At 60.9% G+C, this 24,214-nt stretch carries 22 protein-coding genes; 7 read left to right on the top strand and 15 right to left on the bottom strand.

Annotated features, from left to right (window positions below):
• Nucleotides 1-58 precede the first annotated feature (58 nt).
• From surA to apaH, 5 genes are read left to right on the top strand one after another with little or no spacing between them, the layout of a single operon-like run.
• A complete protein-coding gene (gene surA / locus ACJ8QI_RS16325; protein WP_048232625.1) occupies nt 59-1,360 on the top strand; it encodes a peptidylprolyl isomerase SurA in 1,302 nt (433 codons plus the stop codon).
• Nucleotides 1,347-2,339 (top strand): 4-hydroxythreonine-4-phosphate dehydrogenase PdxA, encoded by a 993-nt coding sequence (gene pdxA / locus ACJ8QI_RS16320; protein WP_442532854.1) that lies wholly within the window; start codon nt 1,347-1,349, stop codon nt 2,337-2,339. Before surA ends, pdxA begins: the two co-directional genes overlap by 14 nt.
• A complete protein-coding gene (gene rsmA / locus ACJ8QI_RS16315; RefSeq protein ID WP_060422426.1) occupies nt 2,332-3,150 on the top strand; it encodes a 16S rRNA (adenine(1518)-N(6)/adenine(1519)-N(6))-dimethyltransferase RsmA in 819 nt (272 codons plus the stop codon). Before pdxA ends, rsmA begins: the two co-directional genes overlap by 8 nt.
• A 12-nt stretch (nt 3,151-3,162) precedes the next feature.
• Nucleotides 3,163-3,540 (top strand): Co2+/Mg2+ efflux protein ApaG, encoded by a 378-nt coding sequence (gene apaG / locus ACJ8QI_RS16310; protein WP_016929119.1) that lies wholly within the window; start codon nt 3,163-3,165, stop codon nt 3,538-3,540.
• Nucleotides 3,541-3,542: 2 nt separating this feature from the next.
• Nucleotides 3,543-4,394, top strand: a complete 852-nt coding sequence (gene apaH / locus ACJ8QI_RS16305) for a bis(5'-nucleosyl)-tetraphosphatase (symmetrical) ApaH (RefSeq protein ID WP_442532820.1) — start codon at nt 3,543-3,545, stop codon at nt 4,392-4,394.
• Nucleotides 4,395-4,438: 44 nt separating this feature from the next.
• Here apaH and ACJ8QI_RS16300 read toward each other — a convergent pair whose 3' ends face one another.
• The 4 genes from ACJ8QI_RS16300 to ACJ8QI_RS16285 all read right to left on the bottom strand — a co-directional run bounded on the left by ACJ8QI_RS16300 (nt 4,439) and on the right by ACJ8QI_RS16285 (nt 8,396).
• Complete coding sequence (locus tag ACJ8QI_RS16300; RefSeq protein ID WP_442532819.1) at nt 4,439-6,328, bottom strand: PhoX family protein; 1,890 nt, start codon at nt 6,326-6,328, stop codon at nt 4,439-4,441.
• Nucleotides 6,329-6,508: 180 nt separating this feature from the next.
• Nucleotides 6,509-6,991 (bottom strand): type 3 dihydrofolate reductase, encoded by a 483-nt coding sequence (folA, locus tag ACJ8QI_RS16295; protein WP_038873402.1) that lies wholly within the window; start codon nt 6,989-6,991, stop codon nt 6,509-6,511.
• Nucleotides 6,992-7,134: 143 nt separating this feature from the next.
• A complete protein-coding gene (locus tag ACJ8QI_RS16290) occupies nt 7,135-7,599 on the bottom strand; it encodes a threonine/serine exporter (protein ID WP_033637072.1) in 465 nt (154 codons plus the stop codon).
• Entirely contained in the window at nt 7,596-8,396 is an 801-nt protein-coding gene (locus tag ACJ8QI_RS16285) for a threonine/serine ThrE exporter family protein (protein ID WP_442532818.1), read from the bottom strand. Before ACJ8QI_RS16285 ends, ACJ8QI_RS16290 begins: the two co-directional genes overlap by 4 nt.
• A 127-nt stretch (nt 8,397-8,523) precedes the next feature.
• Between ACJ8QI_RS16285 and ACJ8QI_RS16280 the strand changes: the two genes are divergently transcribed.
• The gene (locus tag ACJ8QI_RS16280; RefSeq protein ID WP_015376619.1) at nt 8,524-9,138 is read left to right on the top strand and encodes a LysE family translocator; all 615 of its coding nucleotides are present in this window, start codon (nt 8,524-8,526) and stop codon (nt 9,136-9,138) included.
• Between the two features lie 35 nt (nt 9,139-9,173).
• Here the strand turns inward: ACJ8QI_RS16280 and kefC are convergent, their stop codons facing one another.
• From kefC to pvcA, 8 genes are all read right to left on the bottom strand, one after another.
• Nucleotides 9,174-11,027, bottom strand: coding sequence for a glutathione-regulated potassium-efflux system protein KefC (gene kefC / locus ACJ8QI_RS16275; RefSeq protein WP_038873391.1), 1,854 nt, complete (start codon nt 11,025-11,027; stop codon nt 9,174-9,176).
• Nucleotides 11,020-11,577 (bottom strand): glutathione-regulated potassium-efflux system oxidoreductase KefF, encoded by a 558-nt coding sequence (gene kefF, locus ACJ8QI_RS16270; RefSeq protein ID WP_060422413.1) that lies wholly within the window; start codon nt 11,575-11,577, stop codon nt 11,020-11,022. Before kefF ends, kefC begins: the two co-directional genes overlap by 8 nt.
• 171 nt (nt 11,578-11,748) lie before the next feature.
• On the bottom strand, nt 11,749-14,973 hold the full coding sequence (carB, locus tag ACJ8QI_RS16265; RefSeq protein WP_033649161.1) for a carbamoyl-phosphate synthase large subunit: 3,225 nt from the start codon (nt 14,971-14,973) through the stop codon (nt 11,749-11,751).
• Between the two features lie 16 nt (nt 14,974-14,989).
• A complete protein-coding gene (gene carA / locus ACJ8QI_RS16260; RefSeq protein WP_048232622.1) occupies nt 14,990-16,138 on the bottom strand; it encodes a glutamine-hydrolyzing carbamoyl-phosphate synthase small subunit in 1,149 nt (382 codons plus the stop codon).
• 470 nt (nt 16,139-16,608) lie between these two features.
• The gene (dapB, locus tag ACJ8QI_RS16255) at nt 16,609-17,430 is read right to left on the bottom strand and encodes a 4-hydroxy-tetrahydrodipicolinate reductase (RefSeq protein ID WP_060422408.1); all 822 of its coding nucleotides are present in this window, start codon (nt 17,428-17,430) and stop codon (nt 16,609-16,611) included.
• Between the two features lie 263 nt (nt 17,431-17,693).
• A complete protein-coding gene (locus ACJ8QI_RS16250; protein ID WP_060440791.1) occupies nt 17,694-18,953 on the bottom strand; it encodes a glycosyltransferase in 1,260 nt (419 codons plus the stop codon).
• A gap of 24 nt (nt 18,954-18,977) precedes the next feature.
• Entirely contained in the window at nt 18,978-19,841 is an 864-nt protein-coding gene (locus ACJ8QI_RS16245) for a TauD/TfdA dioxygenase family protein (RefSeq protein WP_049272798.1), read from the bottom strand.
• 96 nt (nt 19,842-19,937) lie between these two features.
• Nucleotides 19,938-20,903 carry an L-tyrosine isonitrile synthase gene (gene pvcA, locus ACJ8QI_RS16240; protein WP_060422401.1) on the bottom strand — a complete coding sequence of 322 codons (966 nt, stop codon included), beginning with the start codon at nt 20,901-20,903 and terminating at the stop codon, nt 19,938-19,940.
• A gap of 191 nt (nt 20,904-21,094) precedes the next feature.
• On the opposite strand from pvcA, the gene ACJ8QI_RS16235 reads away from it, so the two are divergent.
• Nucleotides 21,095-22,021: a LysR family transcriptional regulator gene (locus ACJ8QI_RS16235; protein WP_060422398.1), complete on the top strand. Its 927-nt coding sequence runs from the start codon at nt 21,095-21,097 to the stop codon at nt 22,019-22,021.
• 274 nt (nt 22,022-22,295) lie between these two features.
• Here ACJ8QI_RS16235 and ispH read toward each other — a convergent pair whose 3' ends face one another.
• From ispH to lspA, 3 genes are read right to left on the bottom strand one after another with little or no spacing between them, the layout of a single operon-like run.
• The gene (ispH, locus tag ACJ8QI_RS16230; RefSeq protein WP_038873368.1) at nt 22,296-23,249 is read right to left on the bottom strand and encodes a 4-hydroxy-3-methylbut-2-enyl diphosphate reductase; all 954 of its coding nucleotides are present in this window, start codon (nt 23,247-23,249) and stop codon (nt 22,296-22,298) included.
• Nucleotides 23,230-23,700 carry an FKBP-type peptidyl-prolyl cis-trans isomerase gene (fkpB, locus tag ACJ8QI_RS16225; protein ID WP_033637057.1) on the bottom strand — a complete coding sequence of 157 codons (471 nt, stop codon included), beginning with the start codon at nt 23,698-23,700 and terminating at the stop codon, nt 23,230-23,232. Before fkpB ends, ispH begins: the two co-directional genes overlap by 20 nt.
• A 1-nt stretch (nt 23,701) precedes the next feature.
• Nucleotides 23,702-24,211 (bottom strand): signal peptidase II, encoded by a 510-nt coding sequence (gene lspA, locus ACJ8QI_RS16220; RefSeq protein ID WP_038873364.1) that lies wholly within the window; start codon nt 24,209-24,211, stop codon nt 23,702-23,704.
• Nucleotides 24,212-24,214: the final 3 nt, after the last annotated feature.

Raw genomic sequence — 24,214 nt, 5'->3', positions numbered from 1 at the left:
CAACACTTTGAAAACGAGAACTTTCACCCGCATTTGCGGATTACATAATGGGAAATGTATGAAGAACTGGAGAACGCTTATTCTCGGATTGGTGGTTTGCGCCAATGCCGCGTTCGCAGCACCCCAAGAAGTGGATAAAGTCGCCGCCGTCGTGGATAACGGCGTGGTACTCGAAAGCGACGTCAACGGTCTGTTGCAGTCAGTGAAGCTCAACGCCCAGCAGGCCGGCCAACAGCTGCCGGACGACAAGACGCTGCGCCATCAGATCATCGAACGCCTGATCATGGATAACATCCAGCTGCAGATGGCCAAGAAAATGGGCATCACCGTGTCCGACGCCGATCTGGATAAAGCGATCGCCAATATCGCCGCACAAAACAAGATGAGCGTCGATCAGCTGCGCAGCCGCCTGTCGTACGAAGGGTTGAACTACAACACCTACCGTTCGCAGATCCGCAAAGAGATGCTGATCTCCGAAGTGCGTAACAACGAAGTGCGCCGCCGCGTCACCATCCTGCCGCAGGAAGTGGACTCGCTGGCCAAACAGGTGGGCGCGCAGAACGGCAGCGACACCGAAATGAACATCAGCCACATCCTGATCCCGCTGCCGGAGAACCCGTCTCAGCAGCAGGTCGACAAAGCCGAAGAGCTGGCCAAACGCCTGGTGGGTGAGATCAACAGCGGCGCCGACTTCGGCAAGCTGGCGATCACTTACTCCGCCGACTCTCAGGCGCTGAAAGGCGGCAACATGGGCTGGGGCAAGCTGCAAGAGATCCCGACCCTGTTCGCGGAACGTCTGGTGAGCGCCAAGAAAGGCGACGTCGTCGGCCCAATCCGTTCCGGCGTCGGCTTCCACATCCTGAAAGTGAACGACATCCGCGGCGCGAGCCAGTCGGTGTCGGTTACCGAAGTGCACGCCCGTCACATCCTGCTGAAACCTTCGGTGGTGCTGACCGACGATCAGGCGCGCGCCAAGCTGCAATCCGTTGCGGAAGCGATCAAGAGCGGCCGCGCCAAGTTTGCCGACGAAGCCAAACAGCTGTCGCAGGATCCGGGTTCCGCCATGCAGGGCGGCGATCTGGGCTGGGCTTCCCCGGACATCTACGATCCTGCCTTCCGCGATGCGTTGCTGAAGCTGAGCAAGGGTGAAATCAGCGCGCCGGTCCACTCTTCCTTCGGTTGGCACCTGATCCAGCTGCTGGATACCCGCCAGGTGGATAAGACCGACGCCGCGCAAAAAGATCGCGCTTACCGCATGTTGTTCAACCGTAAGTTCGCCGAAGAAGCACAGACCTGGATGCAGGAACAGCGCGCTCAGGCTTACGTGAAGATCCTCGATGGCAGCGATGCACAGCAATAAACGCGTCGTCATTACCCCCGGCGAACCCGCCGGGGTAGGGCCGGATTTGGTGGCAGCGCTGGCGCAACAGGATTGGCCTGTTGAGCTGGTGGTGTGCGCCGATCCGGCCCTGCTGCTTGAACGCGCCAAGCGTTTGGGCCTGCCGCTGACGCTGCGCGACTACCAGCCGCAGCAGCCGGCCGAAGCGCAACGCGCCGGCACGCTGACCGTGCTGCCGGTCTCGCTCGCTCACCCGGTCACCGCCGGGGAGTTGAACGTCGGCAACAGCGCCTACGTGGTGGAAACCCTGGCGCGCGCCTGCGACGGCTGCCTGAACGGCGAATTCGCTGCGCTGATCACCGGCCCGGTGAACAAGGGCGTGATCAACGACGCCGGCGTGCCGTTTATCGGCCATACCGAATTCTTTGCCGATCGCAGCCGCTGCGATCGCGTGGTGATGATGCTCGCGACCGAAGAGCTGCGCGTGGCGCTGGCGACCACCCACCTGCCGCTGCTGGCGGTGCCGGGCGCCATCACGCAACAGAGCCTGTTCGAAGTCATCCGCATCCTCGACCACGATATGAAAACCAAATTTGGCATCGCCCGGCCGCACATTTACGTTTGCGGTCTGAATCCCCACGCCGGGGAAGGCGGCCATATGGGGCACGAAGAGATAGACACCATCATCCCGGCGCTCGACGCGCTGCGCGCTGAGGGCATCCATCTTGTCGGCCCGCTGCCGGCGGACACCCTGTTCCAGCCCAAATATCTGCAAGATGCCGATGCGGTGCTGGCGATGTATCACGATCAGGGGCTGCCGGTGCTAAAATACCAAGGGTTCGGCCGCGCGGTGAATATCACCCTCGGTTTGCCTTTCATACGCACCTCGGTCGACCACGGTACCGCTCTGGAACTGGCCGGCACCGGCACCGCCGATGTCGGCAGTTTCCAAACGGCCCTGAATCTCGCCATTAAAATGATAATTAATTGTAATGAATAACAGAGTCCACCAAGGGCACTTTGCCCGCAAACGCTTTGGACAAAACTTTTTAACCGATCAGTTTGTCATCGATAGCATTGTCTCCGCCATTCACCCGCAGCCGGGCGAAGCGGTGGTCGAGATCGGCCCCGGCCTCGGCGCCCTGACCGAGCCGGTCGGCGCACGCATGGACCGCATGACGGTGATCGAACTGGACCGCGATCTGGCCACCCGGCTGGAGAACCACCCGCGGCTGAAAGACAAGCTGACCATCCACCAGCAGGACGCCATGACGGTGAATTTCGCCGAACTGGCCGAGGAAGCTGGCCAACCGCTGCGCGTATTTGGTAACCTGCCGTACAATATTTCGACGCCGCTGATGTTCCACCTTTTCAGCTATACTCAGGCAATCCGCGACATGCACTTTATGTTGCAAAAAGAGGTGGTCAACCGTCTGGTGGCCGGCCCGAACAGCAAGGCCTACGGGCGTTTGACCGTGATGGCGCAGTACTACTGCAACGTCATTCCGGTGCTGGAAGTGCCGCCGACCGCGTTCGCGCCGCCGCCGAAAGTCGATTCCGCCGTGGTGCGCCTGGTGCCGCACAGCGTGCTGCCGAACCCGGTGGGCGACGTGCGCATGCTGAGCCGCATCACCACGCAGGCGTTCAACCAGCGGCGGAAAACCATCCGCAATAGCCTGGGCGACCTGTTCACGCCGGAGCAGCTGACGGAGCTGGGCGTCGATCCTTCGCTCAGAGCAGAAAATATTTCTGTGGCACAGTACTGCAAGCTGGCGAACTGGCTGTCAGCCAATCCGACGCCGCAGCAATAAGGAGTTGTTGTCATGATTGATTCGCCCCGCGTGTGTATTCAGGTTCAGAGCATCTATGTGGAATCACAGTCGATCCCTGAAGAAGAGCGTTACGTCTTCGCCTATACCATCACTATCCGCAATCTGGGGCGGACCGACGTGCAACTGCTGGGCCGTTACTGGCTGATCACCAACAGCAACGGCCGCCAAACCGAAGTTCAGGGCGAAGGCGTGATCGGCGAACAGCCCGTCATTCCGCCCGGCGGAGAGTTTCAGTATACCAGCGGCGCGATTCTGGAAACGCCGCTGGGCACCATGGAAGGCCATTACGAAATGGTGGACCATCAGGGTCAACCGTTCCGCACCGCTATTCCCGTGTTTCGCTTAGCCATTCCAACGCTGATCCATTAATTATGTCGACATACCTTATCGGCGACGTTCACGGCTGTTACGATGAACTGAAGTCGCTGCTGGCTCAGGCTGCTTTCGATCCCGAGCGCGATCGGCTGTGGCTGACCGGCGATCTGGTGGCGCGCGGCCCCGCCTCGCTGGACGTGCTGCGCTTCGTGCGCTCGCTCGGCCCGGCGGTGCGCATGGTGCTGGGCAACCACGATCTGCACCTGCTGGCGGTCTACGCCGGCATCAGCCGCAACAAACCCAAGGATCGCATCACCCCGCTGCTGGAAGCGCCGGACGCCGACGAGCTGATCAACTGGCTGCGCCGCCAACCGGTGCTGCAGGTGGACGATGAGCAAAAGCTGGTGATGGCGCACGCCGGCATCACCCCGCAGTGGGATATCGACACCGCGAAAATGTGCGCGCGCGAAGTGGAAGCGGTATTGAGCAGCGACAGCTACCCGCTGTTTCTCGACGCCATGTACGGCGACATGCCGAACAACTGGGCGCCGGAGCTGAGCGGCCTGGCGCGCCTGCGTTTCAGCACCAATGCGTTCACACGCATGCGCTACTGCTTCCCCAACGGCCAGCTCGACATGATCTGCAAAGATGCGCCGGGCACCGCGCCGGCGCCGCTGAAGCCGTGGTTCGAACTGCCGCGCCTGGTGGATCCGGAATACACCATCATTTTCGGCCACTGGGCCTCGCTGGAAGGCAAGGGCACGCCGGAGGGCGTGATCGGGCTGGATACCGGCTGCTGCTGGGGCGGCGATCTGACGATGCTGCGCTGGGAAGACCGTCGTTACTTCACGCAGCCCGCCAACCGTGGCGAGGCGCCTGACCACGCCGGCAGACTGGCCGCATCCTGAAAACATAAAGGCGGCCCAGGGCCGCCTTGATTCTCTTTACTGCCTTACGCCCCAATCACCCCGCCATCTTCACGCGTAATCATCAACACCGATGAACGCGGACGCGGGCTGTTGTTCGGGAAGTGCGAATCGCCTTCTTCTCCCGGATGCTGCACGTTGACGAACATCGTCTTGTAGTCCGGAGTGAAGGTGATGCCGGTCAGTTCGCAGGACTTCGGCCCCACCATGAAACGGCGAATTTCGCCGCTGACCGGATCGCCCACCAGCATCTGGTTGTTGCCCTGCCCGACGTAATCCCCCTTGTTGCTGTACTTGCCGTCGGTGAGGATCCACAGGCGGCCGGCGCGATCGAAGCCCAGCCCGTCCGGGCTGTTGAACGTGTTGTCCGCCGTGATGTTCGGCGTGCCGCGGTTGACGCCTTCCGGGTAGGCAATCGGGTTGCCGCACAGCGCATACATGTCCCAGGCAAAGGTGCCGGCGGTGGCGTCACCGCCTTCGTCCCAGCGAATGATCTGGCCATAGATATTGTTCGGCCGCGGGTTGGCGGCGTTCAGCGGCATCCCTTCCTCACCGCGTTTGCTGTTGTTGGTCAGCGTGCAGTACGCACGGCCGTCATGCGGGTTCACCGCGATCCACTCCGGGCGATCCATTTTGGTGGCGCCGACCTGCTGCGCCGCCTTGCGGGCGAAGATCAGCACTTCGGCCTCATCGCGGAAACCGTTCTCCGGCGTCAGGCCGTTCTTGCCGAACTCGAGCGCAATCCAGCGCCCTTTGCCCTTCAGCGGCGTGCCGGCGTCGTCGCCGTCGAACTGCGCCACGTACAGCGTTCCCTCATCCAGCAGCGTGCGATTGTTGGCCGGATTGGCGGCGTCGACCACGCCTTTGGAAACGTACTTATAGATATGTTCGCCGCGCTCGTCGTCCCCCATGTACACCACCAGACGGCCATCTTTGGCCACGGTCACCGCCGCATTTTCATGCTTGAAGCGGCCCAGCGCGGTGTGCTTGATGGGCGTCGAAGTCGGATTCAGCGGATCGATCTCCACGATCCAGCCGTGGCGGTTGAATTCGTTGGGGTTCTTCGCCACGTCGAAACGCTCGTCATAGTCCGGCCAGTTACGCTCCGGCTCGCTGACCTTCAGCGTATAGCGCTTCTGTTCCGGCGTGGTTGGGTAATCGGCCTGACGGGTGCCGAAGTAGGTATCGAAGTTTTCTTCGCAGGTCAGGTAAGTGCCCCACGGCGTCTTGCCGTTGGCGCAGTTGCCGAAGGTGCCCAGCACCTTACGCCCGCTCGGATCGGCGGCGGTCTGCAGCAGTGGATGCCCGGCGGCCGGGCCGCTGAACTGCATGTCGGTGTTGGCGGTGATGCGGCGGTTATAGCGCGACGGGCGCTCCACTTCCCAACGCTGGCCGTCGCCGACGCGCTTTACCGCCACGATGGAAACGCCGTGCGCCGCCTGGGATTTACGCACCTCTTCCAGGCTGGTGGCCTTAGTGCCGCCGTGAGCGAACAGGTATTGCTCGTTGACGTATTCGTTATTGATAGCCATCACGCCGTGGCGATCGTCGATCGGGAAGAAGCTCATGCCGTCGTTATTGTCGCCGAACTGTTTTTCCTGATCGGCGGCGCTGTTGTTGCCCTGCGGATCGAAGGCCGGTGCGCCATCCACCAGCGGCTCCCCCCAGGAGATCAGCACCTCCGCACGGTAGCCCGGTGCGATGGTCACCTCGTCGGCGGTAGAGGCGGCGATGCCCTGAAAGCCCAGCAGTTTGTTAGGCGGCAGATCCTCGGCCAACGCCTCGGCGGAGACCGACCAGATGCCGCCGCCGAGAAAGCCGGCCAGGCCGACGGCGCCGGCGCTGCCGAGCAGCAGTTTGCGGCGAGTGGGATCGATCAGGCGGTCGACGTCTAATTGCTCAATTTGCTTGGTCATAGCGTGGTTACCTTTTTAGTTATGGCGCCGCGGTCAAGATTCACCAGAGTTGCCGGGGCGCTCGGAGTTGGGCTTCATACTAATCAGGTAATGTGACGGAAAGGTTACGGACGACGGGCGCAAAAAGGCCGGGGGCGCAATTGCTTGCGCCCCCGGGGAGAGTTGGCTAACGCGCTGAAATCAGCGGCGCTGCAGGATCTCGAAGCAGTAGCTGTGCGAGTTCAGATCGTCGGCGTCGTGGAACTCGCTGAACGTGGTTTCCCACTCGTCCGGCTCGTAATCCGGGAAGTGGGTATCGCCGCCGACCTCGGCGTCGATGTGCGTCAGGTACAGGCGATCGGCACGCGGCAGCAGCTGGGTATAGATGCGCCCACCGCCGATCACCATCACTTCTTCCACGTCGCCGGCGGCGGCCAGCGCTTCATCCATCGAGGTCACCCAGGTCACCCCGGCTTCGCTGCCCGGACGGCTGCTCAAAACGATATTGTGGCGGCCCGGCAGCGGGCGGCCGATGGACTCGAAGGTCTTGCGGCCCATAATAACCGGCTTATTCAACGTGTTGCGTTTAAACCACGCAAGGTCCGCCGGCAGGTGCCACGGCATGGCGTTTTCCATGCCAATAACGCGATCCGCCGCCAAGGCAGCGATCAGGCTGATAATCATTGTTTAACCCTGTGTAGGCAGCAAAATTGGTGACACTATACGTAAAGGCCTGAGTGCCGTCGATAGGCTAATCAAGCAAGATGAATATATAAGATAGCTCTTATCAGCATATCTAATAACCAACGATCTCCCGCCGGGAAATTTCACACGCCGGGGCGTTTGCGGTACAGCCACAGACCCGGCAGCGACAGGCCGATCGACAACGCACCGACGATGAAACTGGCCTTGAGGAAGTTGGTGATCATGGTCTCCATCAAGGCTTCGCTGTAGCCCAAATGTGAGATCTCTACCACAGTTATCATCGCGGTATAGGCGGAAATGCCGGGGAACATCGGGATCACCGCCGCCACGGTGAACACCTTCGGGTGCGCCAGCAGCCAGCGCGACCAGTAGATACCGATGATACCGATCAGGATCGCCGCCAGCAGCGAGGCCCACTCGATGTTCATGCCGCCGTGCATCATCAGCATGCGCGAACCGCGCCCGATGGCCCCAAGCAACGCACAATAACGCAGCGCGCGCAGCGGCACGTTGAACACCATGGCGAAGCCCAGCGCCGGCACCGCCGCCAACAACATCTCCTGCAACAAGGCCCACAGCAGACTCATGACCACCCCCGCAGATCCCACAGCGACATCGCCATCACCACCCCGATGCAGGTCGCCAGCGTCAGCAGGCTGGCCATCGCCCAGCGCGCCAGCCCGGTATTGACGTGCCCCTTGAACATATCGGCCACCGCGTTGATCAGCGGGAAGCCCGGCACCAGCAACAGCACGCTGGCGGCCATCGCCACGCTCGAGGTGTCTTTAAACGCCGGCAGGCGCAGCAGCAGCCCGGAGATCGACGTAGCAACAAACGCCGTCAGGCAAAAATTGATCAGCGGATTCATATGGCGGGCGGTGAGAATTTGGCGCACCAGCATCGCCGTGCCACTGGCGATAAAGGTCACCAGGAAGGCGTCAGCGCCACCACCGTTAAGCATGCTGAAGCATCCGCAGGACAACCCCACCATCAGCACCACCAGCCAGCGCGGGTAGCGCAACGGCCGGATCCTGTCAAAACGGCGCGCCACGTCGTGCGCATCCGCCAGGTGGTGCTCGGCGAGGATCACGATATGCTGCACTTCAGTCACCACCTGCATATTGATGCCGCGATCGACGTTCTTGCGGGTGGTGGTCAGACAGGCGCCGTGGCTGAGGGTGGTCAACACCACCGCATTGGCGGAGATCGAGCTTTCCACGCTGTCCATCCCCAGCGCCAGCCCCAGGCGGGTCGACAGCTGTTCCACCACCGTGCTCTCAGCGCCGTGCTGCAACAGCAGCAGCGCGCATTGAATGCACAGGCGGGTTATTTCACGCTGTTGCCGGTGCGGTTCCAGCCTATCTGTGGCGTTAGTCTGCTGCATAGGGCTCCGTCGCTGGCGGTAGATGAATAATTATCATAGAGCCTAACAATACCTCATTGGGTTGATGCGCATCAGAGGAAGCGGCGTTATTATCGCCAGAACTCTGTCTTTTGCGCGAGACGCTCCCATGCTTGAAACTTCGCTGTTCGTCGCCGGCATTGCCGCCCTCGGCATGCTCTCCCCCGGCCCGGATTTTTTCCTGGTGATCAAAAACGCCGCCCGCTATCCGCGGCTGGCCGCCATGATGACCGCCTTTGGCGTGATCTGCGGCGTCGCTACCCACATGTCCTACTGCGTCGCCGGGCTGGCGGTGGTGATCACCACCACGCCGTGGTTGTTCAACCTGCTGAAATACGCCGGGGCGGTGTATCTGGTGTGGATCGGCATCCAGGCGCTGCTGTCGCGCGGCGGCGGTAAGATGAACGTCAGCAATCTGCCGCAGCAGCAGGTCAGCCTGAAGAGCGCCTTTGCGCAAGGCTACCTGTGCAACCTGCTGAACCCGAAAGCCACCCTGTTCTTCCTGGCGGTATTCACCCAGGTGCTGCAGATCGATTCCGGCCTGGGCGACAAGCTGTGGTACGCGGGGATTATTCTCGGCCTGTCGGTCATCTGGTGGCCGCTGCTGGTGTTCCTGATCCAGAGCGGGCCGGTGCGCCGCGGGTTGGAAAAGACCCAGAAGATCGTCGACAAGCTGCTGGGCGGTATGCTGATCGCCTTGGGCATCAAGGTCGCACTGAGCTAAGCAAAAAAAGGGGCGCCGATCTGGCGCCCCTACTCTTATCCTTTAGCTTCCACCACTTCATCCTCCGGCGCCTTGCCGTCGATACTGCCGCGCCAGCCGGTCTGCTGCACCCGCGCCAGCCGATTCTGATCCTGCTCGATGGCCGCGCTGAGCATCTCCTTGGCCCGCTGCAGGCTGGCGATGCGGAACTCGGTGTCCTGATAATTCTCCAGCGTGTCTTCCAGCATCTTCAGGTTATAGCGGCGGAACGTATCCGCCTTCTCGCGCGCCTCATAGGCGTCCAGCCCCAGCAGCTCAAGCGTTTCACGGCCGATGCGCAGCGAGCTTTCAAAGGTTTCGCGCTCCGGTTTTTCCACCCCCAGCTGCCGCAGCTGATACCAGTGATCGACGTCGCGCGCTCGCGCCACCACCTTCAGATGCGGGAAGTGCTGCCTGGCCAGCTCGGTTAACGCCAGGCTGTCTTCCACGTCGTCGATGGCGTTGATCAGCACCTTGGCGTGGGCGGCGCCGGCGGCTTCCAGCAAATCGGCGCGCGTGGCGTCGCCGTAGAACACCTTGGTGTCGAATTTGCGCAGCGTCTCGATATGGTCCGGATCGTGATCCAGTACCACGGTGTGTACGCCGTTGGCCAACAGCAAGCGGCCGGCGATCTGACCGAAACGGCCGAAGCCGGCGATGATCACGCTGGCATTCTCGTCGTCGATAACGTCAGCCGGGCGCTCCTCTTTCGGCGCATTTTTCTCCAGCTGCGCGGCGATCACCAGCAGCAGCGGCGTGGCCGCCATCGACAGCGCCACCGCCAGCGTCAGCGACTTGGCCCATTCGACCGGCAGGACGCCGGCCAGCTGCGCGGCGCTGAAGATCACGAAGGCGAATTCACTGCCCTGCCCCAGCAGAATGGCGAACAGGCCGCGCTGGCGCTTCGGCACGCCGAGCAGCGGCCCAATCAGCCACAGCAGCGCCGCCTTGATCAGCATAAAGCCCAGCAGCAGCGAGGCGATCAGCAGCGGGTGATGGAACAGCGTGCCGAAGTCGATCGACATGCCGACGCCGATAAAGAACAGCCCCAGCAGCAGCCCCTTGAACGGCTGAATATCGCTCTCCAGCGCGTGGCGGTATTCCGAGCTCGCCAGCAGCACCCCGGCGAGGAACGCCCCCATCGCCATCGACAGCCCGGCCATCTCCAGCAGGATGCCGAAACCGAACACCAGGAACAGCGCCACGGCGCTGAACACCTCGCGCATGCCCGAACGAGCGACGAAGTGCAGCAGCGGGCGGGTGACGTAGCGGCCGAGCAGTACCACTATCGTCAACGCGCCCACCACCTTGGCCGCCGACAGCACGAAAGCGCCCAGCGTGGTGGTGGCGCCGCTGCTAGCCAGCAGCGGGATCATCGCCACCAGCGGGATCGCCGCGATATCCTGGAACAGCAGCACCGCAAATGCGCTGCGGCCGATCGGCGACGGCGTCAGGTTGCGTTCGCTCATCGCCTGCATGGCGATGGCGGTGGATGAGAGCGCCAGCGTCAGGCCAATCAACAGCGCCACCTTCCAGTTGAGTCCCAGGAAGTAACAGAAGGCGCTCAGCGCCAGGCCGCAGCCCACCATCTGAATGCTGCCGCCGCCGAACACCGAGGCGCGCAGCGTCCACAGCCGCTTGGGATCCAGCTCCAGGCCGATGATAAACAGCATCAGCACCACGCCGATCTCGGCGAAGGTCAGGATCGACTCGGCATCCGACACTAGCTTCAGCCCCCAGGGGCCAATGATGCAGCCGGCAATCAGGTAGCCGAGCACCGAGCCCAGCCCCAGTCGCACCGCGATCGGCACAAACAGCGCGGCGGAGCCGAGGTAGATCAGCCCCTCGATCATCATGTGGTGGTTATCCATGGCTGGCCTCCCGTGTTTCCGCTTCGGCATGTTCCATCAGGTAGTCAACCAACCGCTGCCGGTAGGCTTCGCCGGCGGCGAGCAGCGCCGGTTCGTTGCAGGTAAAGGTGTTATGCAGAGCGAAAAAAGGCTGCCAGTTCATGCCGCAGTAAATCGCCGTGGCCTGCAGCGGCTGCGCCAGCGCGGCGAAGTTGGGAAAGTCGCCCAGCTCGAAGTGGTGCTCGTCGCCGCCGCTGGTCACCGCCCACAGGCAGTCTTTCCCCACCAGCGCGTTGCCGTCGTGGCCGTAGGCCCAGCCGTGCTCCAGCACTTTGTCGATCCACAGCTTCAACAGCGGCGGGAAGCTGTACCACTGCATCGGATGCTGCAGCACCACCAGGTCGGCGCGCTCCAGCGCCCGCTGCTCGGCGTTGATGTCGATATTGAAATCGGGGTACAGCTCATACAGCGAGCGCACCTCTACCTCGGGGAGATCCCTCACCGCCTGCAGCAGGCGCTGGTTGGCATGCGAATGCCGGGGATACGGGTGAGCATAAATTATCAGAATCATTGTTATCGTCGTTCCTTCGTTCCTTGCCAATACACCAAGCATATACCAATCACACAGGGTGACAGTTTGCCCACTGATTGATAGCGGAAATTTTTAACGCCAGCCGACAAATTCGCTGAATAAAAAAGGGCGCTGCATCTGCAGCGCCCCTGGCGTAGCGTTATCGCGCGGTTATTTGCCGATGCGCGCGTGCATTTCCTGCACCGACGTGACCTGCTCGGTCGGATCCGCTTTCAGCGCCATCGCGGTGGCAAAGCCGCCGTTCAGCGTGGTGTCGTAGTGCACCTTGTACTGCAGGGCGCTGCGGCGAATCAGCTTGGAGTCTTCAATCGCCTGACGGCCGGCCGTGGTGTTGACGATGTAGGTGTACTCGCCGTTCTTGATACGGTCCTGAATGTGCGGACGCCCTTCGTGCACCTTGTTGACCAGGCGCGGGTTGATGCCCGCTTCGCCCAGCACCACCGCGGTGCCGTGAGTGGCGTCCAGCTCGAAGCCCTGCTTCAGCAGGCTGGCGGCCAAATCGACCACGCGAGCCTTGTCGCCTTCACGCACCGACAGCAGCGCGCGGCCCTGCTTTTTCATGCCCGAGTTACTGCCCAGCATCGCTTTGGAGAAGGCTTCCGCGAAGGTGCGGCCCACGCCCATCACTTCCCCGGTAGAGCGCATTTCCGGCCCCAGAATCGGGTCGACGCCCGGGAATTTGTTGAACGGCAGCACCACTTCTTTCACCGAGTAGTACGGCGGGATAATTTCTTCGGTCACGCCCTGCTCAACCAGCGTTTTGCCCGCCATCACGCGCGCGGCCACTTTGGCCAGCGGCACGCCGGTCGCTTTGGACACGAACGGCACGGTACGCGCGGCGCGCGGGTTCACTTCAATCAGGTAGACTTCGTTGTCTTTCACCGCGAACTGCACGTTCATCAGGCCGCGTACCTGCAGCTCGAACGCCAGCTTTTCCACCTGACGACGCATTACGTCCTGAATTTCCTGGCTCAGGGTGTACGCCGGCAGCGAACACGCGGAGTCACCGGAGTGCACGCCCGCCTGCTCGATGTGCTCCATGATGCCGCCAATCAGCACGCGCTCGCCGTCGCAGATGGCGTCGACGTCCACTTCCACCGCGTCGTCCAGGAAGCGGTCCAGCAGCACCGGCGCATCGTTGGACACGCTGACCGCAGTCTGGAAGTAACGGCGCAGGTCGGTTTCGTCATAGACGATCTCCATCGCCCGGCCACCCAGCACGTAGGAAGGGCGCACCACCAGCGGATAGCCGATGCCCGCCGCCTTCTCCACCGCCTGCTCGATGGCGGTGACGGTGGCGTTGGCCGGCTGCTTCAGGCCCAGACGGTTGACCGCCTGCTGGAAGCGCTCGCGGTCTTCGGCGCGGTCAATGGCATCCGGGCTGGTGCCGATGATCGGCACGCCCGCAGCTTCCAGCTCGCGCGCCAGCTTCAGCGGGGTCTGGCCGCCGTACTGCACGATCACGCCCTTCGGCTTCTCGATGCGCACGATTTCCAGCACGTCTTCCAGCGTCACCGGCTCGAAGTACAGGCGGTCGGAGGTGTCGTAGTCGGTGGAGACGGTTTCCGGGTTACAGTTGACCATGATGGTCTCGTAGCCGTCTTCGCGCAGCGCCAGCGAGGCGTGCACGCAGCAGTAGTCGAACTCGATGCCCTGGCCGATACGGTTCGGCCCGCCGCCCAGCACCATCACTTTCGGCCGGTCGTTGGTCGGGTTGGACTCGCACTCTTCTTCATAGGTGGAGTACATGTAGGCGGTGTCGGTGGCGAATTCCGCCGCGCAGGTATCCACGCGCTTGTACACCGGATGCAGGCCGTGGCTGTGGCGCAGCTTGCGAATTTCGCTCTCGGCGACGCCGGCCAGCTTGGCCAGACGCGCATCGGCGAAGCCCTTGCGCTTCAGGGTGCGCAGGAACGCTTTGTTCAGGCCGTTGATGCCCGCGTCGGCCACCTGCTCTTCCAGGCGCACCAGCTCTTCAATCTGCACCAGGAACCAGCGGTCGACGTTGGTCAGGTTGAAGACGCCGTCAACCGACAAACCGGCGCGGAAGGCGTCGGCGATGTACCAGATGCGGTCAGAGCCGGCGTCTTTCAGCTCGCGGCGGATCTTGGTCAGCGCTTCCGGATCGTCCAGGCTGACTTTCGGGTCGAAGCCGGTAGCGCCCACTTCCAGGCCGCGCAGCGCTTTTTGCAGCGACTCCTGCTGGGTGCGGCCGATGGCCATCACTTCGCCGACCGACTTCATCTGGGTGGTCAGGCGATCGTTGGCGCCGGCGAACTTCTCGAAGTTGAAGCGCGGGATCTTGGTCACGACGTAGTCGATGGACGGTTCGAACGATGCCGGGGTGCGGCCGCCGGTGATGTCGTTCATCAGCTCATCGAGGGTGTAGCCCACCGCCAGCTTGGCGGCGATCTTGGCGATAGGGAAGCCGGTGGCTTTCGACGCCAGCGCCGAAGAGCGCGACACGCGCGGGTTCATTTCGATAACGATCAGGCGGCCGGTTTTCGGGTTGACCGAGAACTGCACGTTGGAGCCGCCGGTTTCGACGCCGATCTCACGCAGCACCGCCATCGAGGCGTTGCGCATGATTTGGTATTCCTTGTCGGTCAAGGTCTGGGCCGGTGCGACGGTGATCGAGTCGCCGGTGTGGATGCCCATCGCGTCGAAGTTTTCGATGGAGCAGACGATGATGCAGTTGTCGTTCTTATCACGCACCACCTCCATCTCGTACTCTTTCCAACCGATCAACGATTCATCGATCAGCAGCTCGTTGGTCGGCGACAGGTCCAGACCGCGTTCGCAGATCTCTTCGAACTCTTCGCGGTTATAGGCGATGCCGCCGCCGGTGCCGCCCATGGTAAAGGAAGGGCGGATGATGCACGGGAAGCCGACGTCAGCGGCTACCGCCAGCGCTTCTTCCATGGTGTGCGCAATGCCGGAACGCGCGGTGTCCAGACCGATTTTCTTCATCGCCACGTCGAAACGGCGACGGTCTTCGGCCTTGTCGATCGCATCGGCCGTCGCGCCGATCATGGTAACGCCGAACTCGGCCAGCACACCCTGACGCTCCAGCTCCAGCGCGCAGTTCAGCGCCGTCTGGCCGCCCATGGTCGGCAGCACCGCATCCGGGCGCTCTTTTTCGATGATCTTGCGCACCACTTCCCAGTGGATCGGCTCGATATAGGTCGCATCGGCCATTTCCGGGTCGGTCATGATGGTCGCCGGGTTGGAGTTAACCAGAATGACGCGGTAACCCTCTTCGCGCAGCGCTTTACACGCCTGGGCACCCGAGTAGTCGAACTCACACGCCTGGCCGATAACGATCGGGCCAGCGCCGAGGATCAGGATGCTTTTTATGTCTGTACGTTTTGGCATTTTTTACTGCTCCTGATTATTTGGCGTTAGAACGGTAAGTCTCAATCAGTTCGATGAAGTGATCGAACAGCGGCGCGGCATCGTGCGGGCCTGGGCTGGCTTCCGGGTGACCCTGGAAGCTGAACGCCGCTTTGTCGGTGCGGTGAATGCCCTGCACCGTATGGTCGAACAGCGATTTGTGCGTGACGCGCAGGTTCGCCGGCAGGTTGTTTTCATCGACGGCGAAGCCGTGGTTCTGCGCGGTGATCATCACGGTGTTGTTGTCCAGATCCTTCACCGGGTGGTTGCCGCCGTGGTGGCCGAGCTTCATCTTCATGGTTTTCGCCCCGCTGGCCAGCGCCAGCAGCTGGTGGCCCAGGCAGATGCCGAACACCGGAATGTCGGTTTCCAGGAACTGTTTGATGGCGGCGATGGCGTAGTCGCATGGCTCCGGGTCGCCCGGGCCGTTGGACAGGAAGATGCCGTCCGGATTCATTTTCAGCACCTCGTCGGCCGGGGTCTGCGCCGGCACCACGGTCAGGCGGCAGCCGCGATCCACCAGCATGCGCAGGATGTTGCGCTTGGCGCCGTAGTCGTAAGCCACTACGTGGAACGGCAGCTCCGCGGCGGTCTTGGCTTCAGGCAGGTCGCCTTCAAGCGTCCAGCTGCCTTGCTGCCAGCTGTAGGCCTCTTGGGTGGTGACCTCTTTCGCCAGATCCATGCCCTTCAACCCCGGGAAACCTTGCGCCTTGGCCAGGGCCAGCGCGGCGTCCGGCGAGTCGGCGGCGATGATGCAGCCGTTCTGGGCGCCCTTCTCGCGCAGCAGGCGGGTTAATTTACGGGTATCGATATCGGCGATTGCCACGATGTTGTGACGCTTGAGGTAGTCGGACAGGCTTTCTTCGTTGCGGTAGTTGCTGGCGATCAGCGGGAGGTCACGAATGACGAGGCCTTGGGCGTGTACTGCGGAGGATTCTTCGTCGGAAGCATTAGTGCCGACATTGCCGATATGAGGATAAGTAAGAGTAACGATCTGGCGGGAATAGGAAGGATCAGTGAGGATTTCTTGATAACCGGTCATCGACGTATTGAAGACCACTTCCCCCACTGCCGTTCCCTCTGCCCCGATGGCCCGACCGTGGAATTGGGTTCCGTCTTCCAGAACCAATAGCGCTGACTTTATCAAAACACCCTCCGAGGAATAATCAATCACAATATTTGCATATTAATTCAGATATCGCGATCTAAATCAATGCAAAAACCGTCCGCGAGGCCAATTTTTGGCAAATTGGGCGCATTTTAATGATGAGTGCCAGGCTTGTCTACCCAAACTGCCGTTTTTTGTTTTATTTTTGCAGTTCTCGCCGCTCATGCGGCTTGAGCGGCGATAAAAACACAGAAAACCGGGGCTGGAAAACGGTTGCGAGGCTGAATGACGAAAAATGGCGCCAGAATGGGCTCCAAAAGACGCTGAAATAAGATCTGGTGGATAAAAACGGGATGATTAGCAAGGTAAACATCAACAAATAACAATCAATGAAATAAAAACACACCAATACTTCATTTTTCATGTTAAAAAAAAGGACAATAAAATTATTGTCCGATTATCATAGTATTATGATCAATACAACCACATCACGATGGTATGCAAATTAATTATAATTGGTCCAGATTCAGCACATCACGCATATCAAACAGACCTTTATCCCGGTTATGCAACCAGGCAGCCGCACGCACCGCGCCGCTGGCAAAAGTCATCCGGCTGGAGGCCTTATGGGTAATTTCCACCCGTTCACCGATGTCGGCGAACATCGCGGTGTGCTCGCCGACGATGTCGCCGGCGCGAATGGTGGCAAAGCCGATGCTTTTCGGATCGCGTTCGCCGGTATGGCCTTCGCGCGCATAGACCGCGCAGCTTTTCAGGTCGCGCCCCAGCGCGCCGGCGATCGCTTCGCCCATGGCCAGCGCCGTGCCCGACGGCGCATCCACTTTGTGGCGGTGGTGCGCCTCAACGATTTCGATATCGGTATAGTCGCCCATCACCTGCGCGGCCTTCTCCAGCAGTTTCAACACCAGGTTGACGCCGACGCTGAAGTTGGCGGCGAACACGATGCCGATATGCTGCGCCGCATCGCGGATCGCCTGTTTGCCGGCGTCATCGAAGCCGGTAGTGCCAATCACCATCGCCTTGTGGTGCGCCACGCAAAAATCCAGGTAACCCCGGGTGCTTTCCGGGCGGGTGAAGTCGATCAAAATATCGAACTCGTTCGCCACCTTCTCCAGACTGTCGCTCACCTTGACGCCCAGCGCGCCGATGCCCGCCAGTTCGCCGGCGTCGACGCCGACCAGGCTGGAGCCCGGGCGCGACAGCGCCGCCCCCAACACCACGCCTTCCGCCTGCTGCACCGCCTGGATCAATTGACGGCCCATCCGGCCGCCGGCGCCCGCAATCGCAATGCGGATTTGTGAATCACTCATGCTTGCTCTCTTCTTGATTTGACGCCTATCCCATTAGGCTATCGATTCAGGGTAACCGCCCCGCTTCAGCGTCGCCAGAGGATTCATTTCATAATTAGAAAATTATGATATTCCTCCGTTCTCATCAGCGGCGCTGTCGTGAGATTAACATTCAACCGATTTGGCGGCCTGCGACGATTGTACATAATCATGCAGTTTCCATGGCAAAAAAATGCAGAAAAAAGGCGCCGAAAACGGCGCCAGAGGAAGGAAGAACGGCGAGGTCAGGCGGTAATGGCGGCCACTTCGTTGGCGATCGCCGTCAGCGCGTCGTGGCGGGCATAGTCCTCACGCACCAGCGCCGCGCGTTGCCGATAGATCGGCTGTTGCAGAATGCGCGTCGCCGCCGCCAGGATCTGTTCGGCGGTCGGCGTGCTGGTGTGCAGGCTGATGCCGCAGCCGGCGGCCACCACGCGCGCGGCCGCCTCCAGCTTGTCCTCGCCGGTGCCGGCGACGATCAGCGGCACGCCGCTGTCCAGCGCATAGTTGATCGAGCCGTAACCGCCGTTGGTGATCAGCAGCGCCGTCTCCGGCAGCCAGCGTTCGAAGGAGATAAACTCCCGCACTCTGGCATTGCCCGGCAGTGCCTCCATCAGCCCTTCCGTCGCCCGTCCGCCGGTCGTGGCCAGCACTCGCACCGGCAAATGCGCCAGCGCTTGCAGCGTCGGTACGATCAGCTGATGCAGATCGACATTGGCCAGCGTGCCCTGTGTCACAATCACCAACGGCCGACGGTCATCCGTCTCCCACAGCGTCTCTTCCGCCGCCGGCTGGCCGCCGCTGCGCAGCGGGCCGACGAACCGCACACCGCTCGGCAGATCGTCACGCTCATATTCCAGCGCCGTGGTAGCCAGCTGCAGGAAACGCTCGCAGCCGCCGATCAGCGCGTCGGTGAATGGGCGATCCAGCGCCCGCCCGCCCGCCTGCACCAGCGCGGTATCGAAGCTCTGCTGTACTTCATCGAGCAGCACGCGCGTTTCTTCATCCACCAGCTGCTCACGGGTCAACGCCTGTGGCAGCAGCGCCGGCGGGATACGCGGGCCATAAAAAATAGCATCGCGCGAAGAATACGACAGCGGCGTAACGCCGATACCGAAGACCGGCGGCCGCTCGGCGGACTGCAGCAGCGGCAGCACGCCGTAGAAGCAGTTCTCCACCATCAGCAGATCGGTCTTTTCGGCGGCGATGGCCGCCCGCAGCTGCCGATCCAGCAGCGGGATCGGTGCGGCGAAGAAATCCTTCAGCGCCAGCGCCATCTGCGCATTGCCCGGCGGCAGCGCGGCGCGCGCCGGGAAGTGCTCTTCCAGGTGGCGATAGTCGAAATCCACCTGCGCGTCGAACGGCACGAAGTTCGCGCCCGCCGCCTCGGCGCGTTCGCGAAACAGCGCGCCGGTCATCACCCGCACCTGATGCCCTTGGGCAATCAGGTGGCGAGCGATGGCTAACATCGGGTAGACATGCCCCGGAGTGGCGACCGCCGCCATCAGTATCCTTGCCATAATGCTCCTTTACGCTTCTGCGTTGGCCGGCTTCAGCGCCAGATTGGCGCACACCGGGTTGCTCTGAATATGCACGCGCTGCAAATGACGCGCGGAACGGGCGGTAAAGCCCTCACGGCCGTGCAGCAGCGAGAAGTTGTCCGCCACCACCACGTCACCCTGTTGCCATTGGTGAGCATAATAGTGACGCGGATCGTACAAATGCTGCTGCAGGGTGTGGTGGAACTGTTCCTGCTGCTGTTCAGGCACGCCGTGATATTCCAGCGCATGCTGGTTGAGGAATTTTTTCCCCTCCGTCGGCGGTTCATTGTAGCGCATGATTAACCCCCTGCCGTTCGGGTGCTGCACCACCAGCGGCGAACAGACCTCACCACCGTAATGCACCACCTGCTTGATGCGGTAGGTGATCGAGACCGACAGCCACTGATCCAGCAGCGCTTCGTCCGCATTGGCCAACAGCCGTGTGGTATCGACGAAGGTGGTGCATCCGCCTTCGTCCTGAGAGGGTGCCGCCACGCAGTGGAACAGCTGGAACTCGGGGATGGTCGGCTTATACATGCCATCCCAATGCAGCGGGACGTAGCTGCTGTCGAAGATATGATCCTTGGCGTCCGGATGTTCCTTCACGTCCAGCACCGCACCGAACGGCCACATCATGATTTCGCCCCACTGTTCGGCATAGCGAGTCAGGACTTCCGCCTCGCTGAAACCGGAGTCGAATCCGCGCAGCACCAGCAAGTGGTGTTCCTGTGCCAGCGCTCGCAGCGCCGCCACCGGCAGCTCGCCGATCTTTTGCCCCGGGTGCTGCGGCGTCAGGATCGCGCCGAACGGGGTATTCGGTTGGATATGGCAATTAAGCGGTTGGTTGTTCATCGGTGATTCTCCTTGCATCGAATGTGCTGCTCACACGGCAACGTGCCGTCAAAAACGCGCCCGCCAGGATTTCGGGCGCAAAAGCCTGCGGCGGCCTCAGGCCATCTGTGGCTGCTCGATCAGGTAATGGCTCGGCGTGCCGCGGATCTCCACCAGTTCGCCGTCCAGGCTCTGCGCGTCTTTACGCTTCATCAGCACGAACTGGCCGTTCACGTTCGCCGCCACGCCGTGCCACGGCGTCAGCCAGTCGTCTTTGGTCGGCATCATGTGGATGCCCATTTTCAGGCTGTCGACCGGCTGCGGGTGAATCGACAGGCGGATCGCAGCCGGGAAATGTTGCGCCAGCAGGTTGCCCCAGGCCCAGCTGCGTTGGATCACGCCGCAGGCGCGCTGCTTGGCGTCCTTCTGCAGCGCGGCGTTGGAACCGCTGTAGCCCGGCAGCTGGCTGTCTTCATACAGGAAACGCGTGATGGCGCGGTACAGCAAGAGGCCCTGTTCGTCCTGCATCAGCTGTTGCTTGATCGCCTCTTCCGACTCGGCGTAGCCGTCCACCAACAGCCGGCGCAGCAGATCGTAATCGTCGGTATGCTCCGCCAGGCCTTTGACGTCGCCGAGGTTGAACACGCTCAGGTGCGTCGCACCCACTTCATGCAGCAGGCCTTCAATCTCGCGCTGATAGTGGTTGATCGCTTCGTCGCTGACGCGGATCAGATCGCCGAACACGTGGCCGTCGGAGCAGATAACGATATGCGCACCCGGCGGGTAATAGAGTTGAATACGCTGGCACAGCGAGTTGAGGAAGATCAGCGACAGCCGCTCCGCCATGTCCGGCACCGCGCCGATCACCTTGTTGGTGTTGGGCGACTTGGTCGGAAAGGCCGGCAGCACGAATTCGATGCGCTGCTCGTTTTCAATGAATGCCCGAATGCGTGGCAATTGCACCTGAGTGACCCGTTGTTCTTCTTCGGCAATTGAGGTGTCGCCACCGGGGAAACGGCGGCGGTATTGCAATAATTCACGTAGGATTTTTAACGCTATTTCATCTTTCTGAACGCTGTCCACAATGTGCTCCTGTTGCGATGCGGCGCGGGTGTATTATTGAAAAGCGCAATAAGATTTATCAAAAAGAGAAAAAACCTCTGCGAGATAATAATTAGCCCGGCGTTTATATGCTTCAGGCAATATAGAAGAGATGGTGCTATATTATTAGCCCGTATAATTCACAATCTTGGTTAAGTTGTGCTTAACAAACTATGAGCAATATTTTAAAACGCATGGCCATTTTCTCAAAAGTGGTCGATTGCGGCGCATTCAGCATGGCGGCAAAAGAATTGGGCATGACGACCTCGGCCGTCAGCCAACATATTCGCCAGTTGGAGGAACATCTGGGCATTCAATTACTGTTGCGGTCGACGCGTTCATTGAGTCTGACCGAAGCCGGATTGTGCTTTTATGAAGATTGCCTGCTGATGATCCACGCCGCCGAACGCGGCCAACAACGGATCGCCGCGCTGCGTGGCGAACTGGTGGGTGAACTACGCGTCGCCACCTCGACCGAATTCGCCACCCACTATCTGGTGCCGGCGCTGCAGAGCTTCCTCGACGAGCACCCGCGGCTCACGCTGCGGCTGGAAATCCACGATGAGAAGATAGACCTCATCACGCAACGCATCGATCTGGCGATACGCGGCGGCGTGCTGGCCGACTCCAGCTACGTTTCCACCCGGCTGGCGCGCTGCCGCGAAGTGCTGTGCGCCTCGCCGGCCTACCTGGCGCACCACGGCGTGCCGGATTCGCCGCAGGCGCTGACGCATCACCACTGGGTGACCTTTACACCGCTCGGAAACCCGCAGTTTGTTCGTCTGATCCATCGCGACGGCGGTGAACACCGCATGCGCATGACCGGGCGCTTGTTCACCAACAGCGGTATGGCGATGAAGGAGTTGGCGCTGACCGGCAAGGGTATCATTCGCAATTTCTTCGCCAACGTTGAGCGTGAGTTGCTCAGCGGCGAGCTGATTGAAATATTGCCCGACTGGCGATTACCGGAAATAAATTGCTATGCCATTATGCCGCGTCGGGAGATTCAGCCATTAAAAGTCCGACGATTGCTGGAGCATATGAAGCTCTATTTAAAGGAGAAAGGATTAAACGCCTTAGAACATATTCGGCAGGAATAAAATAAGAAACATCTGCAACACCCATTATTGTAATTATTGTAATCACCTTGCCAACGCCAGGCCTTATTTAGATTGCAGACTAATGATACCTTGATTAATGACTTTTCGTCAGCTTATATAATTAATGACACCGACGCTATTTCAAATACTCAGAATAAATTTGACTTTAGTTAGCAGAAAATTTGAATATGCGCAGCGTTTTATTTTCAATGCCATGCGAATGCCCAAAAAAAACGGGAAGCCTGGGCTCCCCGTTGTCATCCGCCGGCGCCTGTCAGTCTATCTGACGAACGTCCACGCGCAGCTCTTTCGGCACTTCGAACACGATGTTCTCTTCACGCCCGCTGATTTCATGCACGTCCATACCGCCCAGCGCTTTCAGGCGAGAGATCACCTCCTGCACCAGCACGTCCGGCGCTGAGGCACCGGCGGTAACGCCGATATGGCGCGCCCCGCTCAGCCAGCTCTCCTGAATATCCGCCGCCGAATCGATAAGATAAGCCGGTTTGCCGACGCGCTGCGCCAGTTCCGCCAGTCGGTTGGAGTTGGAGGAGTTTTTTGACCCCACCACCAGCACCACGTCCGCATCGCCGGCCAGGTTACGCACCGCTTCCTGACGGTTGGTGGTGGCGTAGCAAATGTCATCCTTGCGCGGGCCGATAATGCTCGGGAAACGCTGGCGCAGGGCGTCGATCACGTCCGAGGTATCATCTACCGACAGCGTGGTCTGCGTCATGAAGCACAGGTTGCTTTCATCTTTCACCTGCAGCTTCCACACGTCCTCCGGCGACTCGACCAGATACATGCCGCCCTGCGGGTTGCTGTACTGGCCCATGGTGCCTTCCACTTCCGGGTGCCCGGCGTGGCCAATCAGAATCGCTTCGGTGCCGCGGCGGCTGGCGCGCGCCACTTCCATATGCACCTTGGTCACCAGCGGGCAAGTGGCGTCGAACAGCATGGTCAGATCGCGCGCCTTGGCTTCGGCGCGCACCGCCTGAGAAACGCCGTGCGCCGAGAAGATCAGGATAGAGCCGTCCGGCACTTCCGCGATCTCTTCGATAAACACCGCGCCGCGCTCACGCAGGCTGTCGACCACGTAGCGGTTGTGCACCACTTCATGCCGCACGTAGATCGGTGCACCATACAGTTCCAGCGCGCGTTCCACGATGCTGATCGCACGATCAACCCCGGCGCAGAAGCCGCGCGGGTTAGCCAGCAATATTTGCATGCATCTCCTCCTGCTGCGGATCGATCTCCAGCACTTCGATATCGAAGGTCACCGGATGGCCCGCCAGCGGATGGTTGAAATCGACGGTGATCGAATCTTCCGCCACCGCGCGCACCACGCCCGGCATTTCACTGCCGTCGATGGCGGTAAACAGCATGATGGTGCCCACGTCCGGCACGCCGGTTTCCGCGAAGTCGCGGCGCGAGAAGAACTGGACCAGATCCGGGTTCTCCGCGCCGAACGCCGCTTCCGGCTGCAGGGTAAAGGCGCATTTGTCGCCCGCGCGCAGGCCAAGCAGCTGCGCTTCCAGCGGTGCCGACAGGCTGCCGTCACCCAGGCGGAACAGCGCCGGCTTGCCGCTGCTGCGGGTGGATTCGGCGGTCGAACCGTCTTCCAGTTTCAGCGTAAAGTGAACCAGCACCGCGCTGTCACTGATAACCTGAGCCGTCATATTACTCACCTTTACTCTTTGCGTCTTTGTTCGCCGGCGACAGGAAACCTTCCAGCACGATCATCGCCGCGCCCACGCAGATGAAGCTGTCCGCCAGATTGAAGGTCGGGTAGTGCCAGTCACCGACGTAGAAGTCGATGAAATCGACCACGAAACCGTGCCACAGGCGATCGAACAGATTGCCCAACGCCCCGCCGATAATAAAGGCGTAGGCGATGTTGTTCAGCTTCTGCTGCGCGGTGCTGCGGTACATCATCACCAGCAGCACCGCAACGATGGCGATGGCGATGCCGGCGAAGAACCAGCGCTGCCAGCCGCCATGGTCGGCCAGGAAGCTGAACGCAGCGCCGTAGTTGCGCGCGTAAAACAGGTTGAACGACGGGATCAACGGCTGGGACTGGCCCAGCGTAAAGTTAGCGAGGATCCACTGCTTGCTGCCAAAATCCAGCGCCAGCACCGCCACTACAACCCACAGCCAACGCAGGCCGGTCGAACAAATTGATTTACTCATCAG

It is taken from the genome of Serratia sp. CY84636 (assembly GCF_052166245.1).
GTDB lineage: Bacteria > Pseudomonadota > Gammaproteobacteria > Enterobacterales > Enterobacteriaceae > Serratia > Serratia nevei.
This window is presented reverse-complemented; position numbering and strand designations above follow the sequence as displayed.